Raw genomic sequence first — 12,960 nt, 5'->3', positions numbered from 1 at the left:
GACAACGGCGTCCGTTCCCGCCCGGCCGTACGTCCGCGCACGGGCCGGCGCACCGGACGGTGTGGCGGCGGCCACGTGTGTAGCTGGCCCGGCCCGGCCCGGCCGCCTGCCAAGCTGGACCGCATGACCAACCGCAGAAACCCGCTCGTCGCCGTGGCCGTGCTGATCCTGGCGGTCCTGGCCGGGGCCGGGTACCTCCTCGCCAACCAGGGGAGCGGCCACCCCAAGGCCGCCGCGAGCGCCACCACGAGCGCGGCCGCCGGTGCCACGACGTCCGGGGCCACGGCGCCCAAGCCCTCGGCCCCCAAGCCGAGCCTGCCCGCCGGGGGCGCCGGCACCACCCCCGCCGCGGCCGGCACCTGGGTCCCGACCGACCCGGCCATGGCCGACGTCTGCCGCACCAAGCTCCCCAGCCAGGCCCAGGACACCCTCGGCCTGATCGCCAAGGGCGGCCCCTACCCGTACAACCGCGACGGCATCGTCTTCGAGAACCGCGAGAGCCGCCTCCCCAAGAAGTCCGGCGGCTACTACCACGAATACACCGTCGTCACCCCCGGCTCCAACGACCGCGGCACCCGCCGCGTAGTGACCGGCGACTCCGGCGAGCAGTACTGGTCCGCCGACCACTACGCCACCTTCCAGGAGATCGACTCCCGCTGCTGAGTGGGGCCTCGGCAGCCCTCGCCGCGCCCCTCACCGGGCCCGGCGCCAGGTGACGCGGGGGTGGGGGGCGTGCGGGCCGGTGGTGACCAGGGCGGTGAGCTCGTGGAGCACCGGGGCCGGGTCGCGGCGGAGCTGGACCGGGGTGGTGCGGACCACCGGGAGGCCGGCGGCGGTGAGGCGGTTGGCGCGGGCGAGGCCCCGTTCGTGCTCGGCGGGGCGCAGGTGCCAGGCGCGGGAGTCGATCTCCAGGGCCACGCAGGCGTGCGGCCAGTAGGCGTCCGGGACGGCGAGGAAGCGGCCGTCCAGGAAGAGCACCGGGTTCCACAGCGGCTCCGGCAGCCCCGCGTGCGCCAGCAGTTCGCGGGTCTCGCCCTCCACCACCGACCGCACCCCGACCGTCAGGTCCTCCACCACCCGGGCCACCTGGGGCAGTCCGAGCGCACCCGGGCGGGACAGCAACTGGTCGAGCAGCTCGCCGAGTTCGCAGTGCCGCCGCTGGACGGCCTCCGCGCACAGCGCCCGGAACCGGCGTTGCCCGGTCTCCCTCGGCGCGAGGTCGGCCAGCGCCCGGGCGACGGTGGTGCTCCACAGCCCGTCGTCCCGCTCGAAGCCGCCCGGCATCGCCCCGGAGGCCCGGTGGATCCGGACGAACTCCCTGTCCCCGACCCGCCGTTGAGTCGGGATCAGGATGTCGACCGCGTTCAGGTCGGACGGGTGCCCGGCGCTCGGCAGCCCGGCCTCGGCCAGCACCGCGAAGCCGGTCAGCAGCACCTCCCCGGCCCGCGGGTCGCGGCCCTTCGGCGTCGCGTACGCCAGCGCGGCCCGCAGCTTCTGGTGGAACGTCAACCGGCCGCTCTGGAGGCAGATCACCCGGGGCAGGACCTGTTGCCAGGGCCCGCCCGGCCGCAGCCGGTGGGCGATGGTGCCGGAGGGCACCCCGAGCCGGCGCAGCTGCGCCCGGGTGGCGATGTGCTGCTGGTCGGCGCCGAGCAGGGCGACCGGGTCGAGGGGGTTCGCGCGGGTCATGCCCCGGTGCCTGCCCGCCGGAATCGGAGGTATGCGAAACATCCCCCGTCGGTGGGGACGCCGGCCACGGGTGTTGACGGGACGGCGGTCAACCCGCTGAGCTGGAGGGCATATGACCATTCCATCCACGCACACCGGCCCCGCGCTGGACTCCCTCAACGGCCTCTCCGTGGGCGACGCCCTCGGCGCCCAGATGTTCGTCCCGGAAACCGCCCGGGCCCACCTCGCCGCCCGCACCGAACCGCCCGGCCCCTGGCCCTGGACCGACGACACCGAGATGGCCTGCTCGGTCCACGCCGCCCACACCGAGCGCGGCGCGATCGACACCTTCGACCTCACCCACGCCTTCGCCCTCCGCCACGACTTCGACCGCGGCTACGGCCCGGCCGCCAACCGGCTGCTCCGGCTGGTCCGCGAGGGCGGCGACGCCCGGCGGCTGGCCGCCGAACTCTTCGACGGCCAGGGCTCGTACGGCAACGGCGCCGCGATGCGGGTCGCCCCGCTGGGGGCGGCGTACGCCGAGGACCCGGCCGCCGTCGTCCGGCCCGCCGCCGACACCGCCGTCATCACCCACACCCACCCGCAGGCCGTGGACGGCGCGATCGCGGTCGCGGTGGCGGCCGCGTACGCGGTGCGGGCGCGGGCGGAGGCCATGACGCCGGAGGCCTTCCTGGCGGCGGTCGCCGACCTCACCCCGAACGGGGCGGTCAGGGACGGCCTGGAGGAGGCCCGCGGGCTGCTCGCCCGGCCGGACTTCCGGCTCGCCGCGCAGGTGCTCGGCAACGGCAGCCGGACCTCCGCGGCCGACACCGTCCCGTACGCCCTGTGGTGCGCCGCCCGGAACCTGGCCGACTACCGCACCGCCGTGTGGGAGGCGGTCGCGGCCGGCGGCGACATGGACACCGTCGCCGCCATCACCGGGGGAGTGGTGGCGGCGCACACCGGCACCGGAGGCATCCCGCGGGCCTGGCTGGCCGCCCGGGAGCCGCTGCCCGCGTGGGCGTTCCCGGAGCCGGGCGGCGTCCGCGCGGCCGGGGAGCCGCACCTGACGCCGATCCGCCTGCCCCGCCCGCACCCGGTGCCGGACCTGCTCTGGTCGGACGCCGACTGGGAGCGGATCAGGCGCGGCCTGCGGGCCCGGGACATGGACGAGCGCTGGGTGTCCGTGGTCTCCGAGGGCGTGCTGCACCTGCACCGCGGTGTGGGCGGCGCGGAGGTCTACCGGGTCCGGGTGGCCCGGGTGCGGGGCGGCTGGCGGCCGGTGGAGGCGCTGGTCGAGGCGCACCCGGGACGCCACCGGGCCTGGGACGACCGCACGACCCTGCCGGCCGTCCTGGGCTTGGCGCGCCTCGGCTACGAGCCGCTCCGGGCCGGCCTCAGACCGTGATCATCAGCTGCCCGGCGCCGCTGCCGCCCTGTCTAAGGCACTCCTGGTTGATCGCCGGATCCGGGGCGCTCGGCGAGGTGGCGGCGGCGATCCGCAGCTCGATGATGTCGCGGACGGCCGGCCACTCGTCGTCGAGGATCGAGTAGAACGCGGTGGAGCGCACCACCCCGTCCAGCCCGCGCGAGTGCGCCCGGCGGACGCCCTCGGAGGTCGCGCCGAGCCGCTCGATGGCGGCGCGCGAGCGCATGTTGCGGGCGTCCGCGCGCATCGAGATCCGCTGCACGCCCCAGGTCTCGAAGGCGTGGCGCAGCATCAGCAGCTTGGCCTCGGTGTTGATGCCGGTGCCCTGGGCGCGCGGCGAGAGCCAGCTGTTGCCGATCTCGGCCGCGTCCGGGACGGCCGTGGCCGGATCGCCGAACGGGACGCCGGGCACGGGCGGCCACACCATCGGGCCCTGCCAGTAGTCGAGTTCCAGGAAGCGGGTGGAGCCGACGACCCGGCCGTCGGCGACGTTCACCGTCGCGAACGGCAGCGACCGTCCCGCGGCCTGGTCGGCGAGCGCCCGCGCGACGTAGTCGCGGGCGGCTTCCAGGCCGTGCGGGACGGGGGTGAAGGCGTAGGTCGTACGGTCCTCGGCGCCGGCCTCGGCGATGGCCTCGGCATGGTGCGCGGCGAGGGGCTCCAGCCGCACGGTGCGGCCGGTGAGGGTGACAGGTACGGGCACGGAACCTTCTGTCCTTCATCGGTCGGAGGGAGCCTCCCGGGCCGGGGTACGGCACGGGGTGCGCTGGACATGGGTACGCCTGGGCCCGGGTCCGTCCGCCGGGTACCCGCGCACGCCGGAGGTCCGGTCGAACGGGGTGGGGGCGGCGGCCCGGAGCGGGCGGCGCGGGGGTGCCGGAACGGACACGGGTCCTCGGACCGGTCCGGCGGGAACAGCGAGGGGACAGTGTGCGTCCGCGAAATGGCCGAAGAGGAGACGAGAGCGCGAAGGGAAGCGGGCGGCCAGGTGAAGGCAAGATGCGTCGTGGGGGCTGGCCGAGCAGCGGACCGGGACGTGGCCGACGGCGTTACGGACGACGTGGCGACGACGCGACGATGCGAGGCAGCGAGAGGACGATACCCGCCAGAAGGCGGTGCGTCACTTCGCGGCACGCGAATGGCCGCGCGGGCCGTTCCGGGGCCCCGCGGACGGGCCTCCCGCGGGGGCGCTACCAGGGTCGTGACCAGGGGCTCTTCGGTCGGGTGCGATCATGGTCCGGAGCGGTCGGCCGAGGCCGTCGGGCGCGCCCCCCGGGGAGCCGTCGGACGGGTACCGGAGCGGCCGTGGAGCGGCTCCGGAACGGCCCCGGCGCGGCCCCGTGGACGTGTCCGTCCGCGGGGCGGGGGCAGGGCGGGGCCGGGGCGGGAATTCCGGCGGCGCCCGGCACGCTGCAGAGGACGAGAAGCCGGTCGACCGGAACGAGCAGGGAACGGGGTTGGGTGCGCGGTGCGTGACTTCCAGGCGTTGTACGAGCTGGATCAGCAGGGCGTGGCCGCCGTCGCCACGGCCAACGAGCAGTTGCGCGACACCGGTGCCGGCCTCGTGCTGCTGCAGCACTACGAGGGCTTCATGGACGCCGGGGAGGCCGGCGGCCAGGTGGTGGCCCACCTGCTGGAGACGGGCTCGCCGCAGGTCGTGGCCCGCTTCGACCACGACCGTCTGGTGGACTACCGGGCCCGCCGCCCGGCGATGGTCTTCGACCACGACCACTGGACGTCCTACGACCCGCCGGAGATCCTGCTCCAGCTCGTCCACGACGCCGCCGGCGCGCCGTTCCTGCTGCTCAGCGGCCCCGAACCGGACGTCGAGTGGGAGCGCTTCGCGCGGGCCGTCCGCGAGCTGGTGGAGCGCTTCGAGGTCCGGCTCTCGATCGACTTCCACGGCATCCCGATGGGCGTGCCGCACACCCGCCCGGTCGGCATGACGCCGCACGGCAACCGGCTGGACCTCGCCCCGGGCTACCCGCAGTGGTTCGAGCAGGCGCAGGTGCCGGGCAGCGCCCAGGCGCTGGTGGAGTACCGCCTGGCCGAGGCCGGGTGCGACGTCCTGGGCTTCGCCGTGCACGTCCCGCACTACGTGGCCCGCTCCGCCTACCCGGCGGCGGCCGTGCAGGTCCTGGAGGCGGTGCAGTCCGCCACCGGGCTGGTGCTGCCCGGCACCCGGCTGCGCGAGCAGGTCTCCGAGGTCTACGCCGACATCGAGGAGCAGCTGGCCCAGGGGGACGGCGAGTTGCGCTCGGCGATCCGCGGCATGGAGGGCCAGTACGACGCCGTGGCGGGCGCGGAGGGCCGGGAGAGCCTGCTGGCCGAGCCGGTGGACCTGCCCTCGGCGGACGAACTGGGGCGGCGCTTCGAGCAGTTCCTGGCCGAGCACGAGCGCGGCGCGGAGTAGTCGACGCGGAGCCGCCGACGCGCACGCGGTTTCGTGGTGCGCCGGCCGGAGAGGGCGCGCGGAAGCGGTCGGAAGCCGGTGCCCGGACGGCCCCGGGGTCGGTTTCCGGCCGGTTCGGGCCCGCCGGAAGGCGATTCGGCCGGGGCGGGAGTCATCGGCCGGGACCGTTCGTTGGCCCCTGATGTGCCCGGGGGACGGGCCGCCGCAAGGAGCCGACCGTGAACCGTATCCCCGGGGGGAGACCATGCCGAGGACCGTACGCCCGACCATCGCCCTGACCGTCGGACTGGCCGCAGCGCTGCTGGCCGGCTGCACCGACAACACCGCTTCGGACAGCGGGGCCGGCGGCGCCGCGGGCACGGCGTCCGACCGCGCGCGGGCCGGCGCGGCCGCGTCGCCGACCGCCGCCCCGCCGCCCACCGGCCCGTACGTCGCGCTCGGCGACTCGTACACCGCGGGGATGAAGATCGCCCCGCAGGTCGGCGAGCCGGGCGCCTGCTACCGCTCCGGGGCCAACTACCCGTCCCTGGTGGCGAAGGGGCTCTCGCTCGCCGCCGACCAGTTCAAGGACGTCAGCTGCAGCGGCGCCCGCACCGGGGACCTGACCGGCCCGCAGAAGGTCGCCGACGGCACCAACCCGGCCCAGCTGGACGCGCTCACCGCGGACACCCGGCTGGTCACCCTGGGGATCGGCGGCAACGACGCCGGCTTCATCGAGGTCGTGACGGAGTGCGCCAAGGCCAACCTGGTGGACATCGTCAAGGGCGTGATCAGCGACAGCGCGGACCGGATCAGCGACTCGCCCTGCCGCGACCACTACGCCGCCGGCAGCGGCACCGACGAGGTCCAGCGCAAGGTGGACGCGGCCGGCGACCGGATCGGCCAGGTGCTCCAGGACGTCAAGAAGCGCTCCCCGAAGGCCAAGGTGTACGTGATCGGCTACCCGGGGCTGCTCCCGGCCGACCCGGCGAACTGCCTGCCGGTGCTGGGCAACGCGGTGGCCGCCTCCGACCTCGCCTTCCTGGTGGAGAAGCAGCAGCAGCTCAACGGCATGCTCAAGAAGCGCGCGGACGCGGCCGGCGCGGTCTTCGTCGACCTCGCCGGGCCCTCGGCCGGGCACGACATGTGCGCGGGGGAGGACAAGCGCTGGGTGGAGCCGCCGCTTCCGGCCCAGGGGTCGGCGCCGATCCACCCCAACGCCAAGGGGCAGGAGGCGATGTCCGGGGTGGTCCTGAAGGCGATCAAGGGCTGAGGACGCCCGCGCCGGGGCGCGGGACGGAGGGGGCGCGAGGGGTGCGCGGGCCGGGTGGGGCCGACCCACCGGGGCGGGCACCCGCGCGCCGCGCACCGTTCACGCCCCGGCCCGCACCCCTTCGTGCGCGGCACACCCCGCGTGTCGGGGGCGCGGCGTACCGTGAAGGACATATGGACGACACCACGCACCGCCTCGCCGCCCCGATCACGTACGACCACGCCGCCGAGGCCCGCTGGGTCCCCGAACCCGACAAGCGCCCGGGCCGTACGGCCTTCCAACGGGACCGCGCCCGGGTGCTGCACTCGGCGGCGCTGCGCCGGCTGGCCGGCACCACCCAGGTGGTCGCCCCGATGCGCAGCGACTTCCCGCGCACCCGCCTCACCCACTCCCTCGAATGCGCCCAGGTCGGGCGGGAGTTGGGCGCCGCCCTGGGCTGCGACCCGGACCTCGTGGAGACCGCCTGCCTGGCCCACGACATCGGCCACCCGCCGTTCGGCCACACCGGCGAGGAGGCCCTCGACCAGGCCGCCGAGGCCTGCGGCGGCTTCGAGGGCAACGCCCAGTCGCTGCGCATCCTGACCCGGCTCGAACCCAAGCGCTTCGCGCCCGAGGGGGAGCAGCCGGCCGTCCGGCTCGCCCCCTGGCCGGGCCGCAGCGTCGGCCTCAACCTGAGCCGGGCCGCCCTCGACGCCGCCGGCAAGTACCCGTGGACCAAGGGCGCCCACCCCACCGACCCGGCCTCCTCCAAGTACGGCGTCTACGCCGACGACCTGCCGGTCTTCCGCTGGCTGCGGGCCGGCTCCCCGGCCGGGCGCAAGTGCTTCGAGGCCACCGTGATGGACTGGTCCGACGACGTGGCCTACTCCACCCACGACGTCGAGGACGGCCTCCAGGCCGGCCACATCGACCCGGCCGTGCTGCGCGCCCCCGGCGAGCGGGCCGAACTCTTCAAGGTCGCCGAGCGCTACGCCCCCGACGCCGAGCCGGAGGAGCTGGCCGCCGCCCTGGACCGGCTGCTCGCCCAGGAGTGGTGGCCCCGCTCCTACGACGGCACCGCCCGGGCCCGGGCCGGGCTCAAGGACCTCACCAGCCAGCTGATCGGCCGCTTCTGCCTGGCCGCCGAGCAGGCCACCCGCGCCCGCTACGGCCCCGGCCGGCTCACCCGCTACGCCGCCGAGCTGGTGGTGCCGAGAGACGTCCGGCTGGAGTGCGCGGTGCTCAAGGCGGTCGCCGTCCGCTTCGTGATGCAGCGCGACGAGCAGGCCCAGCTGCGGGCCCGCCAGCGGATCGTGATCGCCGAGCTGGCGTACGTCCTCACCCAGCGCGCCCCCGACGGGCTGGACCCGGTGTTCGCCGCGATGTACCACGAGGCCGAGGACGACCGCGCCGCCCTGCGCACGGTCGTCGACCAGATCGCCACCCTCACGGACGCCTCCGCCCTGGCCCTGCACGCCAAACTCGTCGGCGCCGCCTGGGCGTAGCCGCCGGGCACGGCCGCGACGGCTCCGGTGCGGCCGTGCCCCGACCGGGGCCGAGCCCTCGGCGCGGCCGGAATGCCCCGCCGCCCCAGTAGACTTCCGGGGTGGCCGGGCGGATCAGGGACGAAGACGTACAGGCGGTGCGCAGCGCACTGCCGATCGACGCGGTGGTCGGCGACTACGTACAGCTGACCAACGGTGGCGGTGGCGAGTACAAGGGCGTCTGCCCCTTCCACGACGAGAAGTCCGCCTCCTTCTACGTGAACCCCGCCAAGGGCGTCTTCCACTGCTTCGGCTGCCAGGAGAACGGCGACACCATCGCCTTCCTGATGAAGATCGAGCACTTCACCTTCGCCGAGGCCGTCGAGCGGATGGCCGCCCAGGCCGGCATCACCCTGCGCTACGAGGAGGGCGGCTACAGCCCCCGCCACCAGCAGGGCGAGCGCACCCGGCTGGTCGAGGCGCACAAGGTGGCCGCCGCCTGGTACCAGGAGCAGCTGGCCTCGCCGGAGGCGGAGATCGGCCGCCGCTTCCTGGCCGAGCGCGGCTTCGACGAGGAGGCCGCCAGGACCTTCGGCGTCGGCTACGCCCCCGCGGGCTGGGAGCACCTGGTCCGCTACCTGCGCGGCAAGGGCTTCACCGACAAGGAGATCCTGCTCGGCGGCCTCGCCTCGCAGGGCCAGCGCGGCGGCCTGATCGACCGCTTCCGGGGCCGGCTGGTCTGGCCGATCCGGGACATCGCGGGCGAGGTGGTCGGCTTCGGCGCCCGCCGCCTGCGCGAGGACGACAACGGCCCGAAGTACCTCAACACCCCCGAGACGCCGATCTACAAGAAGTCCCACGTGCTGTACGGGATCGACCTGGCGAAGAAGGAGATCGCCAAGTCGGGCCGCGCGGTGGTGGTCGAGGGCTACACCGACGTGATGGCCTGCCACCTGGCCGGGGTCACCTCGGCGGTGGCCACCTGCGGCACCGCCTTCGCCGAGGACCACATCAAGATCATCCGACGGCTGCTGATGGACACCTCGCAGTACCGGGGCGAGACCGTCTTCACCTTCGACGGCGACGCGGCCGGGCAGAAGGCCGCCCTGCGCGCCTTCGAGGACGACCAGAAGTTCGCCGCCAAGACCTCCATCGCGGTCAGCCCGGGCGGCATGGACCCGTGCGACCTGCGCCTGGCCCAGGGCGACGAGGCGGTCAAGCACCTGATCGACAACCCGGTCCCGCTGTTCGAGTTCGCGCTGACCTCGGCGGTCGCCCGGCACCGGGTGGACACCCCGGAGGGGCGCTCGGCGGCGCTGGAGGAGGCGGCCCCGATCGTCGCCAAGATCAAGGACCGCTCGATCCAGCACGAGTACGCCGTCCGCCTGGCCGGCATGCTCGGCATCCTGGACGAGCAGTTCGTCGTCCGCCGGATCTCCCAGCTGGCCCGCTGGGACCGCGAGCGCCAGCAGAACCCGCGCGGCGCGGCCGCCCAGCGCCGCCCCGAGCCGGCCCAGCCGCAGCGCGCCGCACAGCCCGCCTACCGGCTCAACCCGCGCGACCCGGCCCAGTTCGTCGAGCGGGAGCTGCTCAAGCTGGCGCTCCAGCACCCGGACCTGGTCAGCCCGGCCTTCGACCACTACGGCGAGGACGAGTTCCCGACCCCGCCGTACACCGCCGTCCGGCAGGCCGTCGCCAAGGCCGGCGGCGCCGCGTACGGGGCGACCCTGCCCGACTTCACCAGCGCGGTGCGCGAGGCGGCCCCGGACGACCAGGTGCGCTCGCTGGTCACCGAGCTGACCGTCGAGCCGGTCCGCTCGCGCCGCAAGGCGGACGCGATCTACGCGGGGGAGTTCCTGGTCAAGCTGCGCCTGCTGGCGGTGGACCGGCGGATCACCGAGGTCCGCGGCTACCTCCAGCGGCTCGGCCCCCGGGCCGAGGCCGAGCAGCTGCACGCGGTGCAGACCGAGCTGTGGCAGCTCCAGCAGTACGGGCAGCAGCTGCGCAGCCAGGGCGCGGCGGCGCTGTAACGCGCCCCGCGGCACCCGCCGCCCGGACGCGGTGTCCGGACCCGGCGCCCGAACCCGCGCGCAGAAAGTCGGCGCACGAGTCTCGGCCACGGAGCGTGGCGTACCGCACACTGGAGGGCGTCCCACCTCCGTACTGCGCGGGTCCGCCAGAGTCGCGCCCGCCCCGAGGGGATGCCCGTGGAGCAAGGCGTCGTCGCAGCGACCACCACCAGTACGAGAGCGAACCCCGCCGAACCGGACGGGGAGCAGGACACCCACCACGGCCGGGCCGGGGCGGTGCCCCCGGACGGTGCCCGGATCCCCGCCCAGGGCCTGCCGGAGGGCCATCCGGACAGTCCGGACCCCGAAACCGGGTCCGGCGCCGAGGACCCGGACGAGCGCCGCGGGCCCGGCGACGACACCGGGCCGTCCGCCGACCTGCTGCGCCAGTACCTGCGCGAGATCGGCCGGATCCGTCTGCTCACCGCCGAGGAGGAGGTCGAGCTGGCCCGCCGGGTGGAGGCCGGCGTCTTCGCCGAGGAGCGGCTGAACGGCGACCCGCCGCCGCCCGACCCGCTGGGCGGCGAGCTGGACACCCTGGTGGTGCGGGGCCGGATCGCCAAGCGCCGGCTGATCGAGGCGAACCTGCGACTGGTCGTCTCCGTCGCCAAGCGCTACGTCGGGCGCGGGCTGACCCTGCTGGACCTGGTCCAGGAGGGCAACCTGGGCCTGATCCGCGCGGTGGAGAAGTTCGACTACACCCGCGGTTTCAAGTTCTCCACGTACGCGACCTGGTGGATCCGGCAGGCGATGAGCCGGGCCCTGGCCGACCAGGCCCGGACGATCCGGGTGCCGGTGCACGTGGTCGAGCTGATCAACCGGGTGGTCCGGGCGAAGCGCGGCCTGCTCCAGGAGCGCGGCCTGGAACCGACCGCGGCCGATATCGCCGCCGCCCTGGAGCTGACCGAGGAACGGGTGCGCGAGCTGCTCCGGCTGGCCCAGGAGCCGATCTCGCTGCACACCCCGGTCGGCGAGGAGGAGGACGTCGCGCTCGGGGACCTGATCGAGGACGCCGACGCCGCCTCGCCCGCCGAGTCCGCGACCTTCCTGCTGCTGCGCCAGCACCTGGAGGCCGTCCTGGCCACCCTGGGGGATCGGGAGCGCCAGGTCGTCCAGCTCCGCTACGGGCTGGACGACGGCCGCCCGCGCACGCTGGAGGAGATCGGCGCGGTGTTCGGCGTGACGCGGGAGCGGATCCGCCAGATCGAGTCGAAGACCCTGGTCAAGCTCCGCGACCACGCCTGCGCCGAGCAGCTGCGCGGCTACCTCGACTGAGCCCGGCCAGGCTCTAGGACGGACTCGGCGACGCGGTCGGCGCCGACGGGTCGGTCGGAGCGGGGTCGGCCGGTGTGGCCGGGGCCGGGGTCGTGGACGCGCCCGCGCCGGTGCCCGGCGGGGGAGAGGCGGGTCCGATCGGGATCGGGGTGGAGGCCACCACCATGGCCAGGTCGGAGACGACCGCGGTGCAGTCGTGGCCGGCCGGCTGGTAGCCGCAGACCTGGAAGGTGACGGTCGGGTCCGCCGCGTCCAGCATCGCCGAGTAGTTGTCGTAGCCCCAGTGGATGAGCGCCGTCTCGCTCTCGCCGGTGCCGTCGGTGATCGTCGCGTAGTCCTTCGGCTGGCCCTCGGTGATGGCCGCCCAGGCGGCCCGGCAGGTCTGGCTGTACCGGAGGTAGACGACCACCTTGCCGACCACCTGGGTCTGCAGGGTCCGGGCGTCCTTTCCGCAGCCGGTGGTCTTCGGGTCCTTGTGCGCGCAGCCGACGGCCTGACAGGCCGGGGCGGTGGGCCCGGGCTTGGGAGCGGCGGAGGCACCGGTCGTCGCGGCGGGCCGGTCGGCCGCCGCGGCCTGCCCGTCGTGCCGGCTGATCCGCAGGCCCACCAGGACCAGCAGCAGCGCCAGCGCGGCCGCACCGGAGACCAGTGCCGCCGGGCGCCGCCACCAGACGGCGGGGGCGGGCCCGGCCACCGGCGCCTCCGCGACGGAGACGGGTTCCCGAACGGCCTCCTCGGCGGCGGGTTCCGCTACGGCGGGCTCCTCCACGGCGGCATCCTCGGCGCCCGAGGGCCCGTCAGCGACGGCCTCCGGCCCGGCCACCGCCCGCCGCCACAGCGCCCGCAGCGCGGCCCCGTCGCACTCGACCGCCCCGGCCAGCGCGTCCAGCGCCTGCTCGGTGACGACCCGCTTGCCGTTGAGCCAGCGCTCCCAGGAGGCCCGGCTGTAGTGGGTGTGGGCGGCCAGTTCGGACAGCGACAGTCCGGCGGCGTCCTTGACGGCCCGGAGCTCCTCCGCCAGGCGTCTGGCGGGCTCGGGCAGCTCGTCGGGCAGCTGCTTCCAGGCGGAACCCACGGCGGCGCTCCAAACTCGAGAAACGGGGGGCGGGGAACGGGGGAGCGGCAGGGTCCCGGTCCGGGCCGTTCGGCGTCTCCGCTTCTCCAACCTGATCGGCCTGGCGTCCCAAACCCCAGGTCATGGCGCTGAGACGGACGGAAGTGTCTCACAACCCCCGGAGACGCTCGAACATCCATGTGGTCATCGTGCAGAGTTCTCTGGCCGGTGCGGTCCACCCGTCGGTGGAACCGTTCGGACCCCGATCGATCACCCGTCGTCGGTCCGCACCCGCTCCCGGCCCCCACCGGTCCGGGGCAGCCTCGCGGGGGGAGGC

The 12,960-nt window shown here is 75.2% G+C and carries 10 protein-coding genes; 7 read left to right on the top strand and 3 right to left on the bottom strand.

Features of this window, described 5'->3' with window-relative positions:
- Positions 1–123 precede the first annotated feature (123 nt).
- A complete protein-coding gene (locus tag ACFRQN_RS36330) occupies positions 124–663 on the top strand; it encodes a ribonuclease (protein WP_380744797.1) in 540 nt (179 codons plus the stop codon).
- Between the two features lie 30 nt (positions 664–693).
- Here the strand turns inward: ACFRQN_RS36330 and ACFRQN_RS36325 are convergent, their stop codons facing one another.
- A complete protein-coding gene (locus ACFRQN_RS36325; protein WP_380744795.1) occupies positions 694–1,689 on the bottom strand; it encodes a hypothetical protein in 996 nt (331 codons plus the stop codon).
- A gap of 112 nt (positions 1,690–1,801) precedes the next feature.
- Between ACFRQN_RS36325 and ACFRQN_RS36320 the strand changes: the two genes are divergently transcribed.
- Positions 1,802–3,076, top strand: coding sequence for an ADP-ribosylglycohydrolase family protein (locus tag ACFRQN_RS36320; RefSeq protein ID WP_380744793.1), 1,275 nt, complete (start codon positions 1,802–1,804; stop codon positions 3,074–3,076).
- On the opposite strand, the gene ACFRQN_RS36315 is transcribed toward ACFRQN_RS36320, so the two are convergent.
- The gene (locus ACFRQN_RS36315; RefSeq protein ID WP_049650219.1) at positions 3,066–3,800 is read right to left on the bottom strand and encodes a GNAT family N-acetyltransferase; all 735 of its coding nucleotides are present in this window, start codon (positions 3,798–3,800) and stop codon (positions 3,066–3,068) included. The two genes, ACFRQN_RS36320 and ACFRQN_RS36315, sit on opposite strands and share 11 nt — an antisense overlap.
- A gap of 765 nt (positions 3,801–4,565) precedes the next feature.
- Here ACFRQN_RS36315 and ACFRQN_RS36310 point away from each other — a divergent pair.
- The 5 genes from ACFRQN_RS36310 (at position 4,566) to ACFRQN_RS36290 (ending at position 11,569) form a co-directional block, all read left to right on the top strand.
- Complete coding sequence (locus ACFRQN_RS36310) at positions 4,566–5,510, top strand: PAC2 family protein (RefSeq protein ID WP_380744791.1); 945 nt, start codon at positions 4,566–4,568, stop codon at positions 5,508–5,510.
- A 244-nt stretch (positions 5,511–5,754) separates the two neighbouring features.
- Positions 5,755–6,762, top strand: coding sequence for an SGNH/GDSL hydrolase family protein (locus ACFRQN_RS36305; protein ID WP_380744789.1), 1,008 nt, complete (start codon positions 5,755–5,757; stop codon positions 6,760–6,762).
- 173 nt (positions 6,763–6,935) lie between these two features.
- Positions 6,936–8,246 carry a deoxyguanosinetriphosphate triphosphohydrolase gene (locus ACFRQN_RS36300; RefSeq protein ID WP_049650217.1) on the top strand — a complete coding sequence of 437 codons (1,311 nt, stop codon included), beginning with the start codon at positions 6,936–6,938 and terminating at the stop codon, positions 8,244–8,246.
- A 101-nt stretch (positions 8,247–8,347) separates the two neighbouring features.
- Positions 8,348–10,255, top strand: a complete 1,908-nt coding sequence (gene dnaG / locus ACFRQN_RS36295) for a DNA primase (protein ID WP_375876420.1) — start codon at positions 8,348–8,350, stop codon at positions 10,253–10,255.
- 171 nt (positions 10,256–10,426) lie between these two features.
- A complete protein-coding gene (locus ACFRQN_RS36290) occupies positions 10,427–11,569 on the top strand; it encodes an RNA polymerase sigma factor (RefSeq protein WP_380744786.1) in 1,143 nt (380 codons plus the stop codon).
- A gap of 13 nt (positions 11,570–11,582) precedes the next feature.
- Here ACFRQN_RS36290 and ACFRQN_RS36285 read toward each other — a convergent pair whose 3' ends face one another.
- A complete protein-coding gene (locus tag ACFRQN_RS36285) occupies positions 11,583–12,644 on the bottom strand; it encodes a DUF2690 domain-containing protein (RefSeq protein WP_380744784.1) in 1,062 nt (353 codons plus the stop codon).
- Positions 12,645–12,960 lie beyond the last annotated feature (316 nt).

Source organism: Kitasatospora sp. NPDC056800 (assembly GCF_042789775.1).
Classification (GTDB): Bacteria; Actinomycetota; Actinomycetes; order Streptomycetales; family Streptomycetaceae; genus Kitasatospora.
This window is presented reverse-complemented; position numbering and strand designations above follow the sequence as displayed.

What these genes read in the sequence shown, in the direction of transcription:
- ACFRQN_RS36330 (WP_380744797.1), top strand. Translation starts at nt 124, where the DNA reads ATGACCAACCGCAGAAACCCGCTCGTCGCCGTGGCCGTGCTGATCCTG.
- ACFRQN_RS36325 (WP_380744795.1), bottom strand. Translation starts at nt 1,689, where the DNA reads ATGACCCGCGCGAACCCCCTCGACCCGGTCGCCCTGCTCGGCGCCGAC.
- ACFRQN_RS36320 (WP_380744793.1), top strand. Translation starts at nt 1,802, where the DNA reads ATGACCATTCCATCCACGCACACCGGCCCCGCGCTGGACTCCCTCAAC.
- ACFRQN_RS36305 (WP_380744789.1), top strand. Translation starts at nt 5,755, where the DNA reads ATGCCGAGGACCGTACGCCCGACCATCGCCCTGACCGTCGGACTGGCC.
- ACFRQN_RS36300 (WP_049650217.1), top strand. Translation starts at nt 6,936, where the DNA reads ATGGACGACACCACGCACCGCCTCGCCGCCCCGATCACGTACGACCAC.
- ACFRQN_RS36290 (WP_380744786.1), top strand. Translation starts at nt 10,427, where the DNA reads ATGCCCGTGGAGCAAGGCGTCGTCGCAGCGACCACCACCAGTACGAGA.